Raw genomic sequence first — 23382 nt, 5'->3', positions numbered from 1 at the left:
CCCTCTGCTTAACCCCGACTAGCCGAGATCACGCCCTGCACTTCGCCGATCTGCTGGATCACCCGCGCCACCGGCTCGGAGCCGGAAACCTCAATAGTGAAACGCATGTGCGCCCGGCCGGACTTCGAGACCGTATTCACGCCAATGACATTGAGCTTATCGCGGGTAAACACATCCGACACATCACGCAGCAGGCCCGGGCGGTCATGCGCCTCGAGCACCACATCGACCGGAAAGACCTCGTTAAAGGCCTTGGCCTTGACGGCATGCGACCCCCACTCCGCCGGCACGATGCGCTCCGGGTGCTGCTTGGCAATATTCTGGAAGCTCGTGCAATCCGTACGGTGAATCGACACACCACGCCCACGCGTCACGAAACCCTGGATTTCGTCCGGCGGCACCGGCTTGCAGCAGCGTGCAAGCTGGGTCAGCAGGCGACCGACGCCGACCACCAGCACGCGGTCGTCCGATGAAGGCTTGTGCTCTTCACGGATCACCAGCTCCGGCTCAGGCGCAGCTGGCAACTCGGGAAGCACTGCGTTGTGAATCTGACGTCCGCTGATGTCACCACGCCCCACTGCGAGGAAGAAAGCGTGCAGATCCTTGAAGCCCAGCTTGCCCGCCAGTTGCTCCTGATTGGCCTGGGTCATGCCGCCGCGCTGCAACTCCTTGGTCACAATCGCACGGCCATGTGCTGCAGTTTCCTCCTCCTCCTGCTGCACGAACCAGCGCCGCACCTTGGCGCGCGCGTTCGAGGTGACGAGATAGCCTAGCTGCGGGTTGAGCCAGTCCCGCGAGGGGCCGCCTTGCTTGGCGGCAATGATCTCCACCTTCTGCCCACTGGCGAGCGGAGTATCCAGCGGCACCATCTGGCCATCAAGCTTGGCACCGCGGCAGCGATGGCCCAGATCGGTGTGCAGGCGGTAAGCAAAATCAATCGGCGTAGCACCCGCCGCAAGGTCGATCACACGCCCTTGTGGCGTCACCACATAAACGGTGTCATCCAGCGCGGCCGCCTTGGTGTGCTCCTCCCACATGGCGCCATCAGTGACTTCATCGCGCCAGGACAAAAGGTTGCGCAGCAGGGCAATCTTCTCGTCATATTCAGAGCCACCCGGCTCCTTCGCACCTTCCTTGTAGCGCCAGTGTGCAGCTACACCCAACTCGGCATGGCGGTGCATGTCATAGGTGCGGATCTGCACTTCCATCGCCCGACCGTCCGCCGCGCGCACAGCCGTATGCAGCGACTGGTAATTGTTGCCCTTGGGCTTGAGGATGTAGTCGTCAAACTCCTTGGAGATCGGCTCCCACAACTCGTGCACCAGGCTCAGCACCGCATAGCAGTCACGCACTTCCTCGACCAGCACCCGCAGGGCGCGAACGTCATAAACCTGATCGAAGCCAACGTTCTTGCTACGCATCTTGTTCCAGATGCTGTAGATATGCTTGGGTCGGCCATAGACCTCAGCCTTCACTCCGATGGCGGCCAGATCATGCTTGAGACGCGCGATCGAGTCTGCGATGAAGGCCTCGCGCTCCACGCGGCGCTCGTCGAGCTGCTTGGCGATTTTCTTGTAGGTGTCCGGCTCAAGAAAACGGAAGGACAGATCCTCCAGCTCCCATTTGAGCTGCCACACCCCGAGGCGATTGGCCAAGGGTGCGTAAAGATCCATGCTCTCGCGGGCGATATCGAGATTGGTGCACTCCTTGTGCAGCGCGAAGTGGCGCAAAGTCTGCACCCGCGACGCCAGGCGCAGCAGCACCACACGGATGTCCTCAGCGAGCGCCAGCACCATCTTGCGCAACACTTCGGTCTGCGCACGCAGGTCCGCAGGCGTTCCGCTTTCGGTACGCGAACTCATCTGCAGGCGGTTCAGGCGCCGCAAGCCTTCGGCAAGCTTGGAGGTAAGCCCACCGAATTTCTCCTCGATATGCTCGGTGGCCTTCGGATCAAACTCATGCACAGCAAACAGCAATGCTGCAACACGCGCATCCAGATCAAGGCGCAGTGACACGGCCACCAGCGCCATGCCAAGCGCATGTTCAAAGATACCTTCGCCACTGGTGAGCTTGCGATCACCATAGCAAGCCTGTGCCCACTCCACCGCCTGGGCAAGCACGGGCCGCGCCTCGGCGGACAGGCCATTGGCAAGGACTTCATCAAAGGGAATTGCGCCGTCGGTATTGGCGACTGAGTGCTGAACTGAGACCATGCCGGATTATCCCACAGGCCACCGGCCTGCCTTGCTACCCTCTCGGGGAAACCCCGACACGGATACACATCATGTTTGCTGCGCTGCGTCGTCTTTTTGCTGCAAGAAACGCGCCGCCCGATGTGCCGGAGGCCTTATGGTCGGCCGTTGAGGCCAGCCTCTCCTGCCTGGCTCACTTATCGCCGGAGCAGCGCCTGCGTCTGCGCCAGATGGCATTGGCCTTCCTTGACGACAAGGTCTTCGCTGGCGCCCAGGGCTTCGAACCGGACAATTTCGCCCGCCTGTCGATTGCCCTGCAGGCCTGCCTGCCGGTACTGAACCTGGGCCTCGACGCCTATGCAGGCTGGCGCGGCATCATTGTCTATCCCGGCGACTTCGTGATCCCGCGCAGATTCATCGACGAAGACGGCCTGCTCCATGAGTACGAAGAAGATGCACTGGGCGAATCCTGGGATGGTGGCCCGATCGTGCTGAGCTGGTTCGACAATCCGGCGGACTATGAAGGCGCCAACGTGGTGATCCACGAGTTCGCTCATAAGCTCGACATGCTGGGCGGCGAGGCGGATGGGCGCCCCCCGCTGCATGCGGGCATGAACGTGGACACCTGGTGCGCGGCATTCGATGCCGCCTACGAAGACTTCTGCGCGCGCGTCGATGCCGAAGAAAAGACAGAACTCGATCCCTATGCCGCCGAGCACCCCGCCGAATTCTTCGCCGTCTGCTCGGAGGCCTTCTTCACCGCACCAGCCGGACTTGTCCACGACTACCCTGGCGTATACGCCCAGCTGGCGGCCTTCTACAGGCAGGATCCGCTGCAGAGCAAGGCCTGATGCGGCTCGCCGCGATATTTCTTTTTTCTATTGGCGCTCCCGGCTGGCTCTCCTAGCCTGAGAAGGCTGGTCTGCGCCAGCCCCCTCTCTCAATCCCACAGGAGTCCGCCATGTCCATGACCTGGATCGTCGTCGCCAACGCCCGTCACGCCCGCATCTTTGCCCACCGCGGCCCGAATAAGGCCCTCGAACTGGTCAAGGAAACCGAGCTGAATGAAGACGAGTTCAGTGTGGCCGAATCCAGCGGACGCGCCTCGCCCAAACGCAAACAGCCCGGACGACATACCGCCCAGGGCTTCGCCCACCGCTTGGCCCTGGATCTGTGCAACGGGCGAAGTCGAGGCTCCTTCCAGCGTGCCATCCTGGTCGCCCCCCCTGCATTCATGGGGCTCCTCAACGCCGAGCTGGATGCCCCCACCGCCTCGCTGGTGAGCGGACGACTGGATAAGGATTACACCCGCAGTGAAGCCACGGCCCTCTCCAGCCACCTCGGTAATTGCCTGTGCGTATGACCCCTGCAAGTTGATGCAACCCAGCGCTTGCGGCAGCGCAGGCAGTCGCAAGCGCTTCCGGTAGAATCACGGTTCCCGTTCTTCGCGGTGCTCACCGATGCTTCGCTGGCTTCCTGCCCCTCTCAAACTCGTGTTCGCCAGTCTGGCCGGTGCGCTCAATACCGTGCTGGTCTTTCTCGCCTTTATCCCCTTCGCACTGCTCAAGCTGTGCATCCCGCTGACGCCGGTGCGCAAGTTCGCCGACCATTGCCTAGTTGCACTGGCCAATGCCTGGGTCAAAGTGAATGATCTGTGGATGGGCGCCATCGAGGCACGTCGCTGGCAAATCAGCGGAACCGACGATCTGCGCCCGCGCGGCTGGTATCTGGTCAGCGCCAACCACCAGAGCTGGGTCGACATCCTCGTGCTGCAAAGCATCTTTCGTGGGCGCATCCCCTTCCTGAAGTTCTTCCTCAAGAAGGAGCTGATCTACATCCCGGTGCTCGGGCTAGCCTGGTGGGCATTGGACTTCCCCTTCATGCGCCGCGGTGGCAAGACTCTCTCGGCAGCGGCTGCGGATATGGCCACCGCGCGCAAGTCCTGCGAAAAATTCCGCCATATCCCTACCTCAGTGATCAACTTCCTTGAAGGAACACGCTTCACAGCAGCCAAACATGCCCAGCAGAAGTCGCCCTACAAGCATCTGCTCAAACCCAAGAGTGGCGGAGCCTCGATTGCCCTTGGCACCATGGGCGAACTCTTTGATGCCCTGCTGGACGTAACCATCGTCTATCCGGATGGCGTGCCGCGCTTCGTCGATCTGCTGCGAGGTCGCATGGGTCGGGTGATCGTCGACGTTAACAAGCTCACGATCCCCGCAGAGTTTCTCGGCGAAACCGCCTCGGCTGATCCTCAATACCGCGGCAAGATCCAGTTGTGGCTCAACGAGCAATGGGCCGCCAAGGATCAGCGCATCGAGTCCCTGCTGAAAAAGTGAGCCCGGATGGGCGAGAAGCTGCTTCTAAGCAACCGCCCACTCGGCAAGGCGCCGATAGCGCAATCCATCAGACTTGGCGGATGCCGCCAGAGACCAACCTTCAAGCGGCCACTCAACGGGCTCCACGACCTCGAGGGATAGATCCGTACTCGCCTTGCGCAGCAAGGTGACATGCGGCACGAAGTCACGGACGTCCAGCTTAAAGCCCGCATCGGTCAGTGCTGCGTGCAAATCGGTCACAAAGTCGGCCAGCTCCGGCGGCCAGATCTCCGGAGCGGCCCACAGGATCTGGTTGTGCGGCCAGTATTTCAGGCTTCGGATGCGCAAACTGGCTCGCGGCAGAGAGAGGCTTGCAGCAATCTGCCGCAAGCACTCAAACTCCTCCGCATCCACATCCCCCATAAACGCGAGCGTCAGGTGCAGGTCACCGGCCCGCAGCGGCAGCCCCTCTTTGTTTTTGCCCAACGCATGCAGTCTGGCAGCCACCTCCGGAGGTGGCCACAGAGCGAAGAAGGTTCGCGTAAACTCAGCTTGCACGGCGCGCCAGCAACGCCACCGCCTGCGTGGCAATACCCTCGCCACGACCAAGATGACCAAGCTTCTCGTTGGTCTTGCCCTTCACGTTAACGCAGGCGGGCTCAACGCCAAGATCCGCAGCAATATTGGCCACCATCTGGGCCGCATGGGGTGCGATCTTCGGGGCCTGCGCAATGATCGTGGCATCCACATTCACCACCTCCCAGCCGGCTTCGCGCACCCGGCGCATGGCTTCACGCAGGAGTACCCGGCTGTCCGCTCCGGCATGCGCGGGGTCTGTATCCGGAAAAAGCCGGCCAATATCTCCCAAGCCAACGGCGCCCAACACAGCATCTGTAATCGCGTGCAGCAGGGCATCCGCATCCGAATGCCCAAGCAGCCCCTTCTCGTAGGGGATCTCGACGCCCCCGAGAATCAGCTTGCGGCCCTCTACCAGACGATGCACATCCAGCCCCTGGCCAATCCGAAACCCCACACTCATGCTCCGCTCCTTGCACGCAGAATCAGCTCAGCGAGCGCCAGATCCTGCGGATATGTCAGTTTGAAATTGGTCGCATCTGCTGCAATCAGCCGCGGGCTCAGACCCAGCGCCTCGACCGCACCGGCTTCATCCGTCACGCCTGGCGTAGCCTGCAAGGCCTGGCGCAACAAGCCGAGGCGGAACATCTGCGGTGTCTGTGCCTGCCACATCGCCTCCCGCGAAACAGTTGCCGCCACGCGCCCGTCTGCGCCGCTGCGCTTGAGCGTATCGGCCACCGGCTGAGCCAGCAGCCCCCCTACCGGATCATCCGCCAGCGCCTCGATCAGGCCATCGACCTGCGCCTCAGTGATACAGGCGCGTGCCGCATCATGTACCAGCACCCAATCTTCGGCAGTCAGATCGGCCGCGAGAACCCGCAGCGCGTTCGCAACGCTCCCCGCGCGTGTCGGGCCGCCCACTCGCAGCACCTGCAGGCGCTCTGCCAGCGGCAGCCAGTCAAACTCATCCCACCACTCATCTTCCGGCGACAAGACCACGCACACCCGCTCGATGCGCGACACCCGCGTCAGGGCGGCAAGGGCATGCCAGAGCATAGGCCGGCCGGCCAGCTCAAGATATTGCTTGGGACGCTCGGCCCCCATGCGACTGCCACTCCCAGCAGCCGGGACGATGGCGAAGAAGCGGCTCATGCCAAAGGCTCCGATAGATACGAAAAAGCCGGGCAGCTACGCCCGGCTTTTCTATTAATGACCACGAAGATCAATCCGCTTGCTTCCTGAGGAAGGCCGGGATGTCGTAAGTGCCAAAACCGTTATCACTCATCGCCTGCACCGTGTTGCGGGTGCTGCGCCGAATCACAGCAGGCATGGCCAGATCTTCGTAATTGACTTCCATCGGCACATTGTCGGTGCCGGTTTTGACCATCTGGATCACAGGCTGACGAGCTGCGACGCGGCGCGCACCTAAGCCTGTCGCCAACACGGTCACACGGATGCGGTCTTCCATGGCATCGTCAAATACCGTACCGTAGAACACGGTAGCATCTTCAGTCGCAAAGGCACGCACGGTCTGCACAGCTTCGCGCACTTCGCTCATTTTCAGCGAACGGCTGGCGGTAATATTGATCAGCACGCCACGTGCGCCGGAGAGCTCGACACCTTCCAGCAGCGGGCTGGCTGCAGCCTGCTCGGCCGCGATGCGGGCGCGATCCATGCCGGAAGCCTCGGCCGAACCCATCATGGCGCGGCCCATCTCGGCCATCAGCGTGCGCACGTCCTGGAAGTCGACGTTCACCAGGCCCGGCACATTGATGATTTCGGCGATGCCGCCAACAGCCTTGCGCAGCACATCGTCGGCATTACGGAAGCACTCTTCCATGCTGGCATCATCGCCATAGACCTCCATCAGCTTGTCGTTGAGCACAACGATCAGGGAGTCGACATGCTTGGCCAGCTCTTCCACGCCACTGTCAGCAGTACGGAAGCGGTTTTCGAAATCGAAAGGTTTGGTGACCACCGCCACCGTCAGGATGCCCAGTTCCTTGGCGATTTCAGCCACCACCGGAGCGGCGCCCGTACCAGTGCCGCCGCCCATGCCTGCGGTGATGAAGGCCATGTGTGCGCCTTGCAGGGAGGCCACGATAGCATCGCGGGCTTCAAGGGCTTCAGCACGGCCTGCTTCAGGCTTGGCGCCAGCACCGAGGCCGGACTTGCCGAGCTGGATCTTGCGCGAAGCGAGCGAGCGCTTCAGCGCCTGGGCATCAGTGTTGGCACAGATGAATTCGACGCCTTGAACACCTTCGCGAATCATGTGATCAACTGCATTGCCACCTGCACCGCCGACACCAATAACCTTGATGACGGTACCACTCGGTTCCTTGTCGACAACCTCGATCAGATCCATATGCTCCCCTTTTCTGCCAGCGCTGCGCCCTGCGTGAAGATGTTTTGCGGCAAATCAAAACACCCTAAATGTAGTATCACGGCGCGGAGTGTACTACTAAATAAGCGAAAGAAATACAAGAGCTTCCCCTAGGTCCAGATAGCTGTTGCAACTACATGACAAATCAGAAGTTTTTCTCAAACCAGGCCTTCATGCGCTCGAAAGAGTGGCGCAGGCTACGCGTCTCGCGCGCCTGCAGACCACGCCGGCGCTGGGCCGCTCCCTCCAGCACCAGGCCCATCACATTGGCGTATTGCGGCTGGCTCACGACATCGGCCAGCGGCCCTTGATACACCGGTACGCCAATGCGCACCGGCACATGAAACACCTCATCCCCCAGCTCGCACATCCCGCCCAGCAGGCCAGTGCCCCCTGTCAAGACAAGGCCAGATGAAAGCAGCTCTTCATAGCCACTGCGCCGCAATTCAGCCTGCACCAACTCGAAAAGCTCCTGCACACGAGGCTGGATAACCGCCGCCAGGCTTTCGCGTGACAGTCGGCGCGAAGCGCGGTCACCCACGCTCGGAACGTCAATGGTTTCTTCGGGATCCACCTGGCTCTGCATGGCCATGCCGTAATCAAGCTTGATGCCCTCAGCCTCGCTGGTCGGCGTGCGCAAGGCCATGGCGATATCGTTGGTGATCTGGTCGCCAGCAATCGGAATGACAGCAGTGTGACGGATTGCGCCCTGTGTGAACACGGCCAGGTCGGTCGTGCCGCCGCCGATGTCCACCAGGCACACGCCGAGTTCCTTTTCGTCCTCGGACAGGGTGGCAAAGCTGGACGCCAGCGGTTGCAGCACCAGATCGATGACCTCCAACCCGCAGCGACGCACACATTTGACGAGATTCTGCGCGGCAGACACTGCGCCGGTGATGATGTGCACCTTGACCTCTAGCTTCACACCACTCATGCCGATTGGCTCGCGCACACCGTCCTGGCCGTCAATAATGAATTCCTGGGTCAGGATGTGAAGAATCTGCTGATCCGCCGGGATCGGCATAGCACGCGCCACTTCGATCACCCGCTCGACGTCCAGCGGGGTGACTTCCTTGTCCTTGATGGCCACCATACCGTTGCTATTGAAGCTACGGATATGGCTACCGGCGATGCCGGTATAGACATCGCGGATCTTGCAGTCAGCCATCAGCTCGACTTCCTGCACCACGCGCGAAATCGCATCCACCGTGGCTTCGATATTCACCACCACGCCCTTCTTCAGGCCTGAGGAAGGCTGGGTGGCCACGCCGATGATTTCTAGACGCCCATCCGGCCGCAATTCGGCCACCATGGCGGTCACCTTGGAAGTGCCCACGTCAAGACCAACGATCAGATCCTTGCTGTCCTTGCTCATTGCTTGCCTTTTCCTTGTTCGCTGCCTGCCATTCGCACCGCGAAACCACTCGGGTAGCGCAGATCCGCCACCATAACGGCGCGCGGCAGCCTTTTCGTGAGTTGCGGCCACATACTTACAAAACGCTTGAGTCGCTCATCGATCGGCGCCTTTGCCTGGTCCTTGCCCACTTCCACCACCATGCCATCGTCAAGCTTGAGCTGCCAGGCATGACGTCCGGAAAGTGACAAGGCCACCACATTCCTGTTGATCGGCTGCAACAATTCATTGAAGCGACGCATTTGCGCCAGGATATGCATGCTCGCTTCGGGCGGGCCGCTGAACACCGGCATGCTGTCATTGGCTGCCGCATCGAACAGTTCGCCAAAGCCATTGACCAGACGTGTATCGCCGGAATCGGCACTGCGCCAGTAGGCTACCGCCACATGCTCTTCCAGCGAGACCTCGATGGCCCCCGGCCATTGCCGGCGTAACTGGGCGCTACGCACCCAGGGCAGATTCTCGAAAGCCGTACGGCCCTTCTCAAGATTCACGGTAAAGAAATTGCCACCCAGCGCGGAAGCCGCCACGTACTCCAGCTGTGCATGGGTGACATGCGACAGGGGCGACACGATTACCACCTCACGCAAACCAAACAGCGGCAAACGCACCGCCGCCTTGACGGCCGCCATCCCCAGCAACACCGACGCCACCAGGATCAACACATCGGAGACCAGATTCATCCAGTCCGGCCGATGCCAGAAGCCCGCCGCAGCACGTCGCACGCCAGCCTCGCGGCCGCGCGTAGCTGACGTCTTGCCGAAGGCGGGCTGGTGCTCAGTCAAGCTTCGTCTGCTCCAGAATGGCAAGGCACAAAGCCTCGAAACTGTAGCCGGCTGCACGAGCAGCCATCGGCACCAGGGAGTGACTGGTCATGCCCGGCGCCGTATTGGCCTCGAGCAGATAAGGCAGGCCGGCTTCATCCATGAGGAAATCGACACGCCCCCAACCCTTGCCGCCAAGCACTTCGAAGCCCCGCAGCGCGTACGCGCCAACTTGCGCCTCCATCTCAGCGGAGAGACCCGAGGGGCAGCGATAAACCGTGTCGTCGCGGAAATACTTGGCTTCGTAATCGTAGAAATCGCTCGCAGGTTCGATCTTGACCGAAGGCAGTGCCCGACCACCAAGAATCGCGCAGGTGTATTCACCACCACCGATAAAGCGTTCCGCCATCACCAGTTTGTCGAGCTTGCGCGCGGCCTCAAAGGCATCGCGAAACTCCGCCAGGCTGCGCACCTTGGTCACCCCCAGGCTCGAGCCTTCGCAAGCGGGTTTGACAAATAGCGGCAAACCCAGCCGTTGGGCGATCTGTTCGAAATCACTGTGCTCATCGAGCATGCAGAAGTCAGGCACCGGCAGGCCAGCCGCCTGCCACAGCAGCTTGGTCCGCCACTTGTCCATACCGATGGCGGAGGCAAGTACACCACATCCCGTGTAGGGAATGCCGAGCGCCTCCAGCGCGCCCTGCACCGTGCCGTCTTCACCGAAGCGACCATGCAGCGTGATGAACGCGCGGGTAAAACCCTCTTGCCTGAGTTCCCACACCGGCTGTTCGGCCGGATCGAAAGCATACGCATCCACGCCAGCTGCGCGCAGAGCGGCCAACACGGCGTTACCGGAAAGCAGCGAAATTTCGCGCTCGGCCGAAGGCCCTCCCATCAGGACGGCGACCTTGCCGAAGAGCTTCACATCTGTTGTCACGAGTGCTTCCTTGTTACGCATCCGTGGCCACCAGCTTCGCCGGCACAGCGCCGATCGAGCCTGCGCCCATGGTGATGACTACATCGCCATCCCGCGCCACTTCAAGAATGCGGGCAGGCATGTCGGCAATATCTTCCACGAAGACCGGCTCAGTCTTGCCAGCAACGCGCAGAGCGCGCGCCAGCGAGCGACCATCGGCGGCCACGATAGGTGCTTCGCCAGCGGCATAGACTTCGGCCAGGACCAGTGCATCAACCGTGCCGAGCACCTTGACGAAATCCTCGAAGCAATCACGGGTGCGGGTGTAGCGATGCGGCTGAAAAGCCAGCAGCAGACGCTTGTCGGGAAATGCGCCGCGCGCGGCTGCGATGGTCGCCGCCATCTCGACCGGGTGGTGGCCGTAATCGTCAATCACCGTGCAGACACCACCGGCCGGCAACGCGGCTTCACCGTAACGCTCGAAACGCCGCCCAACGCCGCGAAATTCGGCCAGGCCTTTCTGGATGGCTTCGTCTGACACGCCCAGTTCGGTTGCCACGGCAATCGTCGCCAGAGCATTGAGCACGTTATGCATGCCTGGCAGGTTCAGCACCACCGGGATGCGGGTGGTCTCGCCATTCTGGCGCACGCAGTCGAAATGCATCTGGCTGCCCACCGCACGCACATTCTCCGCACGGACATGCGCCGAAGGATCCAGACCATAGCGCACGATCTGCTTGGACACGAACGGCATGATCTCGCGCACATGCGGATCATCCACGCACAGCACCGCCACGCCGTAGAAAGGCAGGCGGTTCAGGAAGTCGACGAAAGCCTGGCGCAGCTGAGAGAAATCATGGCTATAGGTGTCCATGTGGTCGGCATCGATGTTCGTGATCACCGAAATCACCGGGCTCAGGAACAGGAAGGACTTATCAGACTCGTCCGCTTCGGCCACCAGCACATCACCGGTGCCAAGCTTGGCATTGGCGCTCGCAGCATTGAGCCGGCCACCGATCACGAAGGTCGGATCGAGCTGACCTTCAGCCAGCACGCTTGCGACCAGGCTGGTGGTTGTCGTCTTGCCGTGAGTCCCGGCAATCGCGACTCCCTGCTTGATGCGCATCAGCTCGGCCAGCATCTGGGCGCGTGGCACAACCGGGATCTGCCGGCTGCGCGCGCAGATCACCTCGGGATTGTCGCTCTTCACTGCCGTAGACACGACAATCGCATGGGCGTCCGCCACATTTTCGGCGGCATGGCCAATGCTGACCTTGACGCCGCAAGACTGCAGACGTCGTGTCGCGGCACTCGGCGCGAGATCCGAACCGCTGACCTGATAGCCGAGATTGGCCAGCACCTCGGCTATGCCGCTCATGCCGGCACCGCCGATACCTACAAAATGGATGCGTTTGATCTTGTGTTTCATGCGCGCACTCCGGTGCGGGCACGGGAAATCCGGGTCATGGAGCTGCCTGTGGGAATAGCGAAGGAAGGGACGCGCTCGCGCGCGTAATGAGGGGCGCAGTGTCGCAAATTTCGAGCCTCAAGACACCTCTTGACGCAGCCACCGACTGGCTCTCTCCCTCGGCCAGTCTGGCTTTGCAGCGAAAACACGATTTCCACCCTGCCAGAGAGGTGCGCGTCCCGCGGGCTCAATGCTGATACAGATGTGCACACAGCTCTGCTACCTCGGCCGCAGCTTGCGGGCGCGCACAAGAACGCGCAGCCCGGGCCATTTCAAGCAAACGCTCACGGCTGACCCGCGCCAGCCAGCCGGCCAACCCTTGCGCCGTCAGTTCGGACTGCGGCATCAGGATCGCAGCATCCCGCTCGGAAAGAAAACGGGCGTTGCCGGTCTGATGGTCATCCACCGCATGCGGGAATGGCACCAACACGCTGGCCACCCCTGCTGCGGCAAGTTCCGCCACGGTCAGCGCGCCGGAGCGGCAAATCACCAGATCGGCCTCAGCATAACGCTGGGCCATGTTGTCGATGAAGGGCAGCAATTCCCCCTCGACGCCCGCCACAGCATACGCAGCGCGCAAGGCCTCAATCTGACTTGCGCCGGACTGGTGCGTAATCAGCGGACGCTCACCCGGCGGCAACAAGCCCAACGCTTGCGGCACGACCGTGTTGAGCGCCTGGGCGCCCAGCGACCCACCAACCACCAGAATCCGCAGCGGCCCGGTGCGCCCGGAAAAGCGCAAAGTAGGCTCGGCGATTGCAGCGATCTCAGCACGCACCGGATTGCCAAGCCAGTGCCCCCCCCGGATCACATCAGGAAAACCACTCGCCACTCGATCGGCAACACTGGCCAGCACGCGATTAGCCAGCCCCGCCACCGAATTCTGCTCATGTACGACCAAAGGCTTGCCCAGCAGAGCCGCCATCATTCCGCCAGGGAAACTCACATAGCCGCCCATGCCCAGCACCACATCCGGCTTCACCCGTCGAATGGCCTGCAGGGCTTGCCAGAAACCACGTAGCAGATTCAGTGGGAGCAGTAGCTTCGCCAGCAGCCCCTTGCCCCGCAGGGCACCGAACCGGATCCAGGCCAGTTCATATCCGCGCTGCGGCACGAGTTTGCCTTCCATGCGGTCTTCATTCCCCATCCAGGCAATCTGCCAACCGCGCGCGCGCAGCGCTTCGGCCACCGCGATGCCTGGATAGATATGGCCGCCAGTCCCCCCAGCCATCACCAGCAATTTCGGCATGCGACTCATGGCGCCATCCCTTCACGTGAGGGGCTGGCTACACGGTGCGCAGCGGCCATGTCGAAACTGCCAAGACCGCTGGCGCGAGGCGGCTGACGATTTTCCCAATCAATACGCAAGAGGATGGCCAGCGCAAGGCAGTTAGCAAGGATGCCGGAGCCGCCAAAGCTCATCAGCGGCAGAGTGAGGCCCTTGGTCGGCAGCACCCCCATGTTTACGCCCATGTTGATAAAGGATTGCACGCCGATCCACAAACCAATGCCTTGCGCGACCAGGCCCGCAAAATGATGCTCAAGCTGATGGGCGCGGCGGGCAATTGCAAAGGCGCGCTGCACGAGGATCGCGAACAGGGTGATGACCACCAGCACACCCGCGAAGCCAAGCTCCTCGGCAATCACTGCGAGCAGGAAATCGGTATGCGCCTCGGGCAGATAGAAGAGCTTTTCGACGCTACCCCCCAGGCCCACGCCCAGCCACTCGCCACGCCCGAAAGCAATCAGCGCATGAGAGAGCTGATAACCGCTGCCGAGGGCATCCTTCCAGGGATCAGAGAAGCCAAACAGGCGCTCTCGCCGATAGGGTGAGAGCCAGATCAGCAACACAAAACTGATCAGCGCCAGCACCAGCAGCAAGGCAAAGATGCGTGCGTTCAGGCCACCGAGAAACAGGACGCCGAAGGCAATGCAGCTGATCACCACGAAGGCGCCGAAGTCTGGCTCACGCAGAAGCAAAGCCCCCACCATCACGATCATGCCGAACATCGGCAGGAAGGCGCGCTTGAAACTCTTCATGTCCGGCAGCTTGCGCGCCGTGTAATCCGCCGCATACAGCGCGACCGCAAGCTTCATCAGCTCGGACGGCTGGATATTGGCAAAGCCCATCGGAATCCAGCGCCGCGCACCATTCACCTCGCGGCCGATGTGCGGAATCAGCACCAGAATCAACCCCAGCAACCCTACACCGGCCAGCCAGGGCGCCAGCTTCTGCAGGCTGCGCACCGGCACCTGAAAGGCGATGGCCCCCGCTACCAGGCCCATGACCAGAAAGATCGAATGGCGCAGCAAGAAGAAGTGCGCCTGGTGCCCGGACAGGCGACTGCCCTCGGCAAACGCAATCGATGAGGAATACACCATCACCAGGCCGAACAACAGCAACAAGGCCGAGGACCAGAACAGCAACGGATCGAGCTCGCCCGCCGGACGCACAACGCCACCGAGCCGGTTCTCGCCCAGGCCGCGCTCGCCAAAGAGACCGAAGCCGGCACGCAGACTCATGCTCCTCATGGCTTCACCCCCGGCAAAGCCAGTGTCGCCGTGATGAAGACCTCAGCACGATGCGCATAGTTGCGGAACATGTCGAGGCTGGCGCAAGCCGGCGAGAGCAGCACGGCATCGCCGGCCGCCGCTTTGGCATTTGCCACCCGCACCGCCTCCTCCATGCTTGCCGCATGCACATAGTCAGCACCGCTGGCGCGCGTTTCCTCCTCCAGGCGGGTCGCGTCGCGACCGATCAAAACCACCGCGCGCGCGTGCTGACGCAAGGCCTCAGTGAGCGGCGAGAAATCCTGGCCCTTGCCGTCTCCGCCGGCAATCAGCACCACCTTGCGTCCCAAGCCCTGCAGTGCCGCCAGGGTGGCGCCTACATTGGTTCCCTTGGAGTCGTCGTAGAACACCACACCATCTTCACGCCCGGCTACCCGCTCAACCCGGTGCGATAACCCCTTGAAGCTCTGCACGGTCAGTAGCAACGGTGCCAAAGGCAGATCGATGGCCACGCAAAGCGCCAGCGCGGCCAGCACATTGGCAAGATTGTGATCCCCCGCCAGGGGAACGTCAGCCGCCGGCATCAGCGGCTCTTGCCCTCTCGCCAGCCAGCGCTCGCCAGCATGCTTGATGACGCCAAAGTCCTCGCCTGCCGGAGGCTGGCCCAGTCCGAAACTAATCTGACGATGGCCATCGCGCAACATGCGGCTGGCCCAGTGATCCTCGCGATTCACCACCTGTACCGCATGACCGTTGAAGACGCCGGCCTTGCTTGCGGCATAAGCTGCCATGGCGCCATGGCGATCGAGGTGATCATCCGTGACATTCAGCACCGCCGCCGCATCGGCATTCAGCGCAGCGGTGGTTTCCAGCTGGAAGCTGGAGAGCTCCAGCACCCACACCTCGGGCAACTTGCCAGCGTCGAGGCGGCGCATGAGCTCGTCCAGCGCGGCGGGCGAAATATTGCCGGCTACCGCGGTCTCGCGCCCTGCTGCCCGAGCGAGCTCGCCCACCAGCGTGGTGGTGGTGGTCTTGCCATTGGTACCGGTAATAGCAATCAGCTTGCAGCGCTGCCGCTCCCCGAGGGCTGCGAGTGCCGCGATGAAGAGCTCGATCTCACCCGTGATCGTGATGCCGCGTGCACGCGCGGCCAGCACCAGCGGCTCATTGACCGACAGGCCCGGGCTCAACGCGAGGCAATCGATGCCTTCGAGCAGGCTCTCCACAAATGGCGCACAGAGGATTTCAGCTTGCGGACAATCACAGCGCAGCGCATCGACGCCAGGCGGTGTAGCGCGCGAATCAGCTACCCGCACACGGGCACCACAGCGCACGAGCCAGCGTGCCATCGCCAGCCCGGATTCGCCCAGCCCCAGTACGAGATAGTTACCCTGCAGTTTCATCTCAGCGCAGTTTCAGGGTTGAAAGGCCAAACAACACAAGCATCAGGGTGATGATCCAGAAACGCACCACGACCTGGGTTTCCTTCCAGCCACTCAGCTCGTAGTGGTGATGCAGTGGTGCCATGCGGAAGATGCGCTTGCCGCCGCTCCACTTGAAGTAGGCCACCTGCAACATCACTGACAGCGTCTCGGCGACGAACAGGCCGCCCATGATGAAGAGCACGATTTCCTGACGCACGATCACGGCCACCGTGCCCAGCGCAGCGCCGAGCGCCAGTGCGCCGACGTCGCCCATGAAAACATCGGCCGGGTAGGCGTTGAACCACAGGAAGCCCAGGCCAGCTCCGGCCATCGCGCCACAGAACACCGCCAGCTCACCCGCGCCCTGGATATAGGGCACGCCGAGATAGGCAGAGAAACCTTTGTGACCCGCCACATAAGCGAAAATCGCCAGCGCGGCAGCCACCATCACGGTCGGCATGATGGCCAGGCCATCGAGACCGTCGGTGAGATTCACCGCGTGGCTGGTGCCATTGATCACGAAATAGGTCAGCGCGATGAAACCGAAAATGCCCAGCGGGTAGGCCACCGACTTGAAGAAGGGCACGATCAGCTCGGTATGGGCTGGCGTTTCGGCGTTGTAAGCGAGAAACACGGCGGCCCCCAGTGCGATCGCTGAGGTCCAGAAATACTTCCAGCGGCTCGCCAGTCCTTTCGGATCGCGATGCACTACCTTGCGCCAGTCATCTACCCAGCCCACCGCGCCAAAGCCCAGCGTCACCACCAGCACGACCCAGATGTACTTGTTCGAAAGATCACCCCACAACAAGGTGGTGATGCCGATCGCAATCAGGATCAGGGCGCCGCCCATGGTTGGCGTACCCGCCTTGGTCAGATGGCTCTTGGGGCCATCATCACGCACGGCTTGGCCGATTTTCTTGGCCGCCAGCCAGCGGATCAGCGGCGGGCCGAAAATGAAGGAAATCAGCAGTGCAGTCAGTGCCGCCAACATCGTGCGCAGCGTGATGTAGCCGAACACATTGAAAGCACGGATATCCTGCCCGAGCCAGAGCGCAAGTTTGAGTAGCATCCCTTGTCAGTCCTTTTCTCGAGGCGAACACAGCGCCTCGACCACACGTTCCATGCGCATGAAGCGCGAACCCTTCACCAGCACCACCACGTCGGGCGCCAGCAGCGGTCGCAGAGCCGCAGCCAGTTCGTCAACGCTCGTGAAATGCTCTGCCCCCGGGCCGAAATTATTGGCCGCTAGCGCGCTCTGCTCGCCCAGGGCGAACAGGCGATCCACACCGGCACTCTTGGCATAGCCGCCAATCTCATCGTGATACTGGGCACTCATCTCGCCGATTTCACCCATATCGCCGAGCACCAGGAATTTGCCCCCGGGCGTAGCCGCTAATACGTCGATGCCGGCACGCACCGAGTCCGGATTGGCGTTGTAGGTGTCGTCCAGCAAGATCGCGCCGGCCGGTGCATCCTTGCGCTGCAGACGGCCTTTGGCCCCAGTGAAGCAGGAGAGGCCGCGCACGCAGGCATCCAGTGGTGCGCCAGCGGCAAGGCAAGCCGCGATCGCGCCCAGCGCATTTCTCACGTTATGCACACCGGGTACCGGCAATTCAAAACTCGCCTCCCCTTGCGGGGTTTGCAGCTTCAACAGACTGCCGAAGGCACGCGCTTCGAGACTAGCGGTCACGTCGCAGGGCTGCGTCAGCCCAAAACCCAGCACCTTCGCTGCGCCGTGCTGCTCAAGCCAGTAAGCGGCGTGCTCATCATCGGCATTGATGATAGCCACCCCTTCCGGGCTCAGCGCCTCGAAGATCTGCCCTTTCTCTTCGGCCACCGCGAGCAGCCCCCCCATACCCGCCAGATGTGCGCGCTGGGCGTTGGTCACGATCGCCACGCTCGGCTTCGCCAGCCCGGCCAGATAGGCGATCTCGCCCGGGTGGTTCATGCCCATTTCGATCACGGCCGCCCGATGGCTGGCTGAAAGGCGCAACAACATCTGCGGCAAGCCGATGTCATTATTCAGGTTGCCTTCGGTCGCCAGCACGGCGTCCCCGCCAAGCCAGGCACGCAGAATCGCGGCGCACATTTCCTTGACCGTGGTCTTGCCGTTGCTGCCGGTCACACCAATCAGCGGAAGCACAAACTTGTTACGCCAGTGCGCCGCCAAGGCACCTAACGCAAGGCGGGTATCAGCCACCCGCAGCAGCGGCAGCCCCGCCGGTGCCACCAGATCGCTACGTTCATCGACGAGTGCTGCCACCGCCCCCTGCGCGGCGGCCTGAGCGAGAAAATCGTGGGCGTCGAAACGCTCGCCACGCAACGCAATGAAGAGTTCCCCCCCCAGATCTGCGCGGGTATCCGTGCTGACGGCCGAGAACAGCGGATCGCCACCGCTGCAACGGCCACCGGTAGCAAGAGCTGCTTCCTGCAGATGCATCATGCGCGTGCCTCCCGTGACCAGGCAGTCAGGGCTGCACTGGCATGCTCCGCGTCGCTGAAATGGTGTTTTTTACCGGCCACTTCCTGATAGTCCTCATGCCCCTTGCCGGCAATCAGGATCACGTCATTGGCATGCGCCGCCATCACCGCGCTGCGGATGGCTTCAGCTCGATCACTGATGCATTGCGCCTGTGGCGCGCCCTCGGCAACCTGGCGGATGATGGTGTGCGGATCCTCGCTGCGCGGGTTGTCGCTGGTAATGACGACCTTCATGGCAAGGCGGGCGGCCACCTCGCCCATCAGGGCGCGCTTGCCAGGATCACGATCACCGCCACAACCGAACACACAGCACAGTTGGCCCTGCCGTGAATCCACAGTGTGGGCCAGCGCATGGAGCGCCTGCTCCAGTGCATCAGGCGTATGGGCGTAATCCACCACCACCAGCGGTTCGCCAATGCCGCCCAGGGTCTGCATGCGGCCCTCCGGGGGTGTGAGCTCACGGCTGGCCGCAATGGCCTGCTCGAAACTGTAACCGGAGTGCAGCAGAACTCCGATCACCGCCAGCAGATTGGAGACATTGAATTGGCCGACCAAGCCCACGCTCATCTCGGCGCGCTGGCCATCGTAGCTCACGGTAAAACGCATTCCCGTCTGCGTGGTGCGCAGTTTTTCTGCTACCAGCATGTGCTGTGCGGGCGCGGCACTGGTGTTGTCCGGAATCACGCTATAGCCGGTCACCTGAACAACGCCGGCGGCGGCCAGCCGGCGCGCCAGCATCACCCCCATCAGATCATCAAAGTTCAGGATCGCGGCCTTGAGGCCAGGCATGTCGAAAAGCTTGGCCTTGGCGGCCGCATAGGCCTCCATGGTGTGGTGGTAGTCGAGATGATCACGGGTCAGGTTCGTGAAGACCGCCACATCCATGCGACAGCCTGCCACCCGCCCCTGATCAAGACCGATCGACGAGACCTCCATGGCAATCGCCTCAGCCCCTTCGGAACGGAAACGAGCCAGGTCTTCCTGCAGCACGATGGCATCCGGGGTAGTGTTGCCGGTCTGTACCAGACGCCCGGGAAAACCCGAGCCCAGTGTGCCAATCACCGCACACTTGCGCCCCAGCCCGCCCATTGCGCGGGCAATCCACTGCGAGACCGAAGTCTTGCCGTTGGTGCCACTCACGCCCACCATCCACAGGGCTTCGGAGGGTCTTCCGAAAACCTCGTCGGCAATGTCGCTAGCCATGTGGCGCAGACGATCAACGGGCAGATTGGGGACGGCAATGGCCGGATCCCATTCGAAATTTTCACGCTCCCACAGCACCGCTGCGGCGCCACGCTCAACAGCAGCGGCGATGTATTGGCGACCATCTCTGGCATGCCCGGGATACGCCAGGAACACATCACCAGGCTGGATCTTGCGCGAGTCGGCACTCACCCGTTTCGGCTGGCAACCGCTGGCTGCAAGCAGGGCCATGATGGCGCCGGCCAGAGGACTGGTCACATGGCCTCCCGGCTCTTGCCGAGTTGCTGCTGCGCCACCTGCTGCGGCGTGATCGGCGCATCCGGACGCACCCCGAGCGTACGCAAGGCACCAGCGGAAATCTGCGAGAACACAGGTGCTGCCACATCGCCACCGTAGTGACCACCCACACTCGGCTCGTCAATCGCCACCGCCACGATCAGACGAGGCTCGGAAGCCGGCACCAGACCGACGAAGGACGCCAGGTATTTCTTGGTATAGCGGCCGTTTTCAAGCTTGTACGCAGTACCGGTCTTGCCCGCAGCGCGGTAGCCTGGCACAGCCGCAAGTGGAGCAGTGCCACCAGATTGGGTGACGCTTTCCATCATGGCTCGCACCTGTCTTGCCACCTCAGGGCTGAATACTCGCTGTCCATGAAGTGGAGGAGCATCCACCCGGGTCAGGGAGAGCGGAATCAGCTCGCCATCGCGCGCGAAAGCCATGTAACCGTGCGCCAGTTGCATCAGCGTTACCGATACGCCATGACCATAGGCCATGGTGGCCTGCTCGATCGGGCGCCAGCTTTTCCAGGGCCGCAAGCGGCCGCCCACCTCACCGGGAAAACCCAGCTTGAGCGGCTTGCCAAAGCCCAGATCGTCGTACAGCTCCCACATGTGCTGCGCCGGAAAGGCCAAGGCCATGCGCGCCGAGCCGATATTCGAGGACTTCTGGATGACCTGGGCCACACTCAGCATGCCATGCGAATGTGAATCGCTGATCGTGGCGCCATCAATGGTCATCTTGCCGCCGAGCGTATCGATCATGGTATCGGCGCGGAAGCGATTGGATTCGAGTGCCATTGCGGCCACAAAAGGCTTCATCGTCGAACCCGGCTCGAAGCTGTCCGTCATCACCCGATTGCGCAGCTGCTCGCCCGAGAGTTTCACCCGATTGTTCGGGTTGTAGGTCGGGTTGTTCACCAGCGCCAGCACTTCGCCGGTCCTGGCATCCAGCACCACGGCGGAGCCGGCTTTGGCCTTGTGTTGTTGCACAGCCTGCTTGAGCGCGCTATAGGCCAGATACTGGATCTTGGCGTCGATGGCCAGCTGCAGGTTGCCGCCATCCTGAGGACGACGGATGGTTTCCACGTCTTCCACGATCTGGCCGCGACGGTCCTTGATCACCCGGCGCGAGCCCGGCTTGCCGGTCAGCATGTCATTGAAGGCCAGCTCCACGCCCTCCTGCCCACGGTCATCCACGTTGGTGAAGCCCACCAGATGTGCGGCCATCTCTCCAGTCGGGTAATAGCGACGGTACTCGTCCTGCGCCTGCACGCCGGGCAGCTTGAGTGCCATCACACGGTCGGCCACGTCTGGTGCTACGGCGCGCGACAGGAACACGTAGTCCTTGCCGCTGGCGAGTTTGCGATTGATGTCCGTCAGGTTCAGATCAAGGATCTTGCCGAGCTGAGCCACCTCGCCCGCGCCCAGCTGCGCCATGTCAGGAATAACTGCAATGGATTTGACCGGGGTACTAGTGGCCAGGGTATCGCCATTGCGATCCACCACCTTGCCGCGGTTGGCAGAGAGCTCCAGCGTACGGGCGTAACGCGACTCACCCTTGCGCTGCAGAAACTCCTTATTCACCCCTTGCAGATACATGGCACGTGCGCCGAGCACCACCGAGCCGCTGAGCAGGGCGATCAGCACCAAACGGGCTCGCCACTCTGGCAGACGCTTCGATAGCAAGGGGTTGTGATTGAAACTGTGTGTGTGCTTCATCCGCGCCCGCCTCCTGCCGGGTCCAGCGTGATCTCGGCATCCCTGACGGGAGCCTGCATGCGCAAGGTGCTACGGGCGAAGCGCTCGACGGTAGGCAATGCGGCTACAGCCTGCTGCTCGATATCGAGCTGAGTCCATTCCACTTCAAGATTGCGAGTGCGCACCTGCTCGCGCTCGATGGCGGTGACCAGCTTGCGCGAGCTGTGCTGCGAGGCCACTACACCGAGCGAACTGGCCACGACAGCAATCATCAGGAACGCGGTAAAACGGATCATCCCGCGTACTCCCAAGCCGACGCGCTGCGCGCAGCCACCCGCATGATGGCGCTGCGCGAACGTGGATTGGCGGCCACTTCCGCCTTCGAAGGTTTGATCGCATCGCCAACCAGCAACAAGGGCGGCTGCGGACGTTCGGCTTCGCGAATCGGCAAGCCTTTCGGCAGCGCAGGCGGCTTCGCGTGATCGCGCATGAAGCGCTTCACGATGCGGTCTTCCAGCGAATGGAAGGCAATCACCACCAGTCTCCCCTCAGTTTTCAAGCGTGACACCGCCTGCGGCAGGATCAGCGACAGCTCTTCAAGTTCGCGGTTGACGCAAATCCGTAGAGCCTGGAAGGTGCGCGTCGCCGGGTGCTGCCCCGGCTCGCGCGTGCGGACGGTCGCCGCAACGATCTCGGCAAGCTGTCCTGTGGTAGCAACATTGCCCCCCTGCCTAGCAGCGTCAATCGCCTTTGCAATCGCGTAAGCAAACCGCTCATCTCCGTACTCCCTCAATACATTGGAGATCTCGGCCACGCTCGCGCGGGCCAGCCACTCCGCTGCGGTTTCACCCCGCGTCGGATCCATGCGCATGTCCAGCGGCGCATCAAACCTGAAACTCATGCCCCGGCTCGCGTCATCCAGTTGCGGTGACGACACCCCCAGGTCCATCAACACCCCATCCACCGCCCCGACCCCCAGCGCATCCAGCTCCCCGGCAAAGGCCGAGAAAGGCTCATGCACCAGCGTCAGACGCGGATCATTCAGCGCCCTGCCCGCCTCGATGGCGCGCGGATCTCGATCAAACGCAATCAGCCGCCCTGCCGCCCCCAGTGCAGCCAGAATTCGCCCGCTGTGCCCGCCCCGTCCGAAGGTTGCATCCACGTACACCCCGTCCGGGCGGATCGCCAATGCCTCAACCGCCTCATTCAGAAGGACGGTGATGTGACTGAACTCGCCGCTCACAGCACGAGGTTTTCAAATCCGGGCGGCAACTCGCCGCTCGCGAACTGCGCAGCCGCCTCGGCCTGCTTCTGCTGCCAGACGGCTTCCGACCACAACTCGAAATGGGTACCCAGCCCCATCAGGCGAACCTGCTTGTCCAGCTGAGCCCAGGCCCGCAACTCGGGCGCTACCAGCACCCGGCCGCTGGCATCCATGGATTCATCCAGCGCATTGCCGACCAGCAGGCGGCGCAGGTTGGCTGCGGCCACATTCATGCTCGGAATAGCCAGGATCTGGTCGCGAATCGGCTCCCAGTCCGGCGCCGGATAAACCAGCAGACAACCATGCGGATGCGTGGTGAGGACCAGGTTGCCGCCACAGCGCGCCATCAGCGCGTCACGATGCCGCGCCGGAACGCCTAAGCGACCCTTCGCATCGAGACTGAGCACTGAAGCACCCTGGAAAGACATCCATCCCCCTCATTGACCCCGGAACAGGGAGCAGGCCGGCGCACAAGCCAAGCGCCACATCAAC

At 62.2% G+C, this 23382-nt stretch carries 22 protein-coding genes; 3 read left to right on the top strand and 19 right to left on the bottom strand.

The window, feature by feature from the left end; all coding sequences use genetic code 11:
• Positions 1-8: 8 nt before the first annotated feature.
• A complete protein-coding gene (locus C0V76_RS18325; protein ID WP_101944349.1) occupies positions 9-2213 on the bottom strand; it encodes a bifunctional (p)ppGpp synthetase/guanosine-3',5'-bis(diphosphate) 3'-pyrophosphohydrolase in 2205 nt (734 codons plus the stop codon).
• Between the two features lie 71 nt (positions 2214-2284).
• Between C0V76_RS18325 and C0V76_RS18320 the strand changes: the two genes are divergently transcribed.
• From C0V76_RS18320 to C0V76_RS18310, 3 genes are all read left to right on the top strand, one after another.
• Positions 2285-3043, top strand: coding sequence for a zinc-dependent peptidase (locus tag C0V76_RS18320; RefSeq protein ID WP_101944348.1), 759 nt, complete (start codon positions 2285-2287; stop codon positions 3041-3043).
• 110 nt (positions 3044-3153) lie between these two features.
• A complete protein-coding gene (locus tag C0V76_RS18315) occupies positions 3154-3555 on the top strand; it encodes a host attachment protein (protein ID WP_101944347.1) in 402 nt (133 codons plus the stop codon).
• 97 nt (positions 3556-3652) lie between these two features.
• Positions 3653-4531: an acyltransferase gene (locus tag C0V76_RS18310; RefSeq protein ID WP_101944346.1), complete on the top strand. Its 879-nt coding sequence runs from the start codon at positions 3653-3655 to the stop codon at positions 4529-4531.
• Positions 4532-4555: 24 nt separating this feature from the next.
• Here C0V76_RS18310 and thpR read toward each other — a convergent pair whose 3' ends face one another.
• The 18 genes from thpR to mraZ all read right to left on the bottom strand — a co-directional run bounded on the left by thpR (position 4556) and on the right by mraZ (position 23318).
• Positions 4556-5068 (bottom strand): RNA 2',3'-cyclic phosphodiesterase, encoded by a 513-nt coding sequence (gene thpR, locus C0V76_RS18305; protein WP_256376435.1) that lies wholly within the window; start codon positions 5066-5068, stop codon positions 4556-4558.
• Positions 5058-5549, bottom strand: coding sequence for a 2-C-methyl-D-erythritol 2,4-cyclodiphosphate synthase (gene ispF / locus C0V76_RS18300; protein WP_101944344.1), 492 nt, complete (start codon positions 5547-5549; stop codon positions 5058-5060). The genes thpR and ispF overlap by 11 nt, the downstream gene beginning before the upstream one ends.
• Positions 5546-6238 (bottom strand): 2-C-methyl-D-erythritol 4-phosphate cytidylyltransferase, encoded by a 693-nt coding sequence (gene ispD / locus C0V76_RS18295; RefSeq protein ID WP_101944343.1) that lies wholly within the window; start codon positions 6236-6238, stop codon positions 5546-5548. Before ispD ends, ispF begins: the two co-directional genes overlap by 4 nt.
• A 70-nt stretch (positions 6239-6308) precedes the next feature.
• On the bottom strand, positions 6309-7445 hold the full coding sequence (gene ftsZ / locus C0V76_RS18290) for a cell division protein FtsZ (protein WP_101944380.1): 1137 nt from the start codon (positions 7443-7445) through the stop codon (positions 6309-6311).
• Positions 7446-7614: 169 nt separating this feature from the next.
• Entirely contained in the window at positions 7615-8844 is a 1230-nt protein-coding gene (ftsA, locus tag C0V76_RS18285; protein WP_101944342.1) for a cell division protein FtsA, read from the bottom strand.
• Entirely contained in the window at positions 8841-9668 is an 828-nt protein-coding gene (locus C0V76_RS18280) for a cell division protein FtsQ/DivIB (protein ID WP_101944341.1), read from the bottom strand. Before C0V76_RS18280 ends, ftsA begins: the two co-directional genes overlap by 4 nt.
• Complete coding sequence (locus tag C0V76_RS18275; RefSeq protein WP_371460375.1) at positions 9661-10584, bottom strand: D-alanine--D-alanine ligase; 924 nt, start codon at positions 10582-10584, stop codon at positions 9661-9663. The genes C0V76_RS18280 and C0V76_RS18275 overlap by 8 nt, the downstream gene beginning before the upstream one ends.
• Before the next feature lie 13 nt (positions 10585-10597).
• Positions 10598-11992, bottom strand: coding sequence for a UDP-N-acetylmuramate--L-alanine ligase (gene murC / locus C0V76_RS18270; protein ID WP_101944340.1), 1395 nt, complete (start codon positions 11990-11992; stop codon positions 10598-10600).
• 226 nt (positions 11993-12218) lie between these two features.
• A complete protein-coding gene (gene murG, locus C0V76_RS18265) occupies positions 12219-13280 on the bottom strand; it encodes an undecaprenyldiphospho-muramoylpentapeptide beta-N-acetylglucosaminyltransferase (protein ID WP_101944339.1) in 1062 nt (353 codons plus the stop codon).
• A gap of 5 nt (positions 13281-13285) precedes the next feature.
• Complete coding sequence (ftsW, locus tag C0V76_RS18260) at positions 13286-14554, bottom strand: putative lipid II flippase FtsW (RefSeq protein WP_101944338.1); 1269 nt, start codon at positions 14552-14554, stop codon at positions 13286-13288.
• A gap of 5 nt (positions 14555-14559) precedes the next feature.
• A complete protein-coding gene (murD, locus tag C0V76_RS18255) occupies positions 14560-15945 on the bottom strand; it encodes a UDP-N-acetylmuramoyl-L-alanine--D-glutamate ligase (RefSeq protein ID WP_101944337.1) in 1386 nt (461 codons plus the stop codon).
• 1 nt (position 15946) lies between these two features.
• Positions 15947-17035 carry a phospho-N-acetylmuramoyl-pentapeptide-transferase gene (gene mraY / locus C0V76_RS18250; protein ID WP_101944336.1) on the bottom strand — a complete coding sequence of 363 codons (1089 nt, stop codon included), beginning with the start codon at positions 17033-17035 and terminating at the stop codon, positions 15947-15949.
• A 6-nt stretch (positions 17036-17041) separates the two neighbouring features.
• Positions 17042-18409, bottom strand: a complete 1368-nt coding sequence (gene murF, locus C0V76_RS18245; RefSeq protein ID WP_101944335.1) for a UDP-N-acetylmuramoyl-tripeptide--D-alanyl-D-alanine ligase — start codon at positions 18407-18409, stop codon at positions 17042-17044.
• Positions 18406-19908: a UDP-N-acetylmuramoyl-L-alanyl-D-glutamate--2,6-diaminopimelate ligase gene (locus C0V76_RS18240; RefSeq protein WP_101944334.1), complete on the bottom strand. Its 1503-nt coding sequence runs from the start codon at positions 19906-19908 to the stop codon at positions 18406-18408. Before C0V76_RS18240 ends, murF begins: the two co-directional genes overlap by 4 nt.
• Entirely contained in the window at positions 19905-21647 is a 1743-nt protein-coding gene (locus C0V76_RS18235; RefSeq protein ID WP_101944333.1) for a penicillin-binding protein 2, read from the bottom strand. The genes C0V76_RS18240 and C0V76_RS18235 overlap by 4 nt, the downstream gene beginning before the upstream one ends.
• Positions 21644-21922, bottom strand: a complete 279-nt coding sequence (gene ftsL / locus C0V76_RS18230) for a cell division protein FtsL (protein WP_101944332.1) — start codon at positions 21920-21922, stop codon at positions 21644-21646. Before ftsL ends, C0V76_RS18235 begins: the two co-directional genes overlap by 4 nt.
• Positions 21919-22869 (bottom strand): 16S rRNA (cytosine(1402)-N(4))-methyltransferase RsmH, encoded by a 951-nt coding sequence (gene rsmH / locus C0V76_RS18225; RefSeq protein ID WP_101944331.1) that lies wholly within the window; start codon positions 22867-22869, stop codon positions 21919-21921. The genes ftsL and rsmH overlap by 4 nt, the downstream gene beginning before the upstream one ends.
• Positions 22866-23318, bottom strand: coding sequence for a division/cell wall cluster transcriptional repressor MraZ (gene mraZ / locus C0V76_RS18220; protein WP_101944330.1), 453 nt, complete (start codon positions 23316-23318; stop codon positions 22866-22868). Before mraZ ends, rsmH begins: the two co-directional genes overlap by 4 nt.
• Between the last annotated feature and the right edge of the window lie 64 nt (positions 23319-23382).

The organism is Uliginosibacterium sp. TH139 (assembly GCF_002855595.1).
Lineage (GTDB): Bacteria > Pseudomonadota > Gammaproteobacteria > Burkholderiales > Rhodocyclaceae > Uliginosibacterium > Uliginosibacterium aquaticum.
The sequence above is the reverse complement of the archived record's forward strand: the minus strand, read 5'-3'. Positions and strand labels throughout refer to the sequence as shown.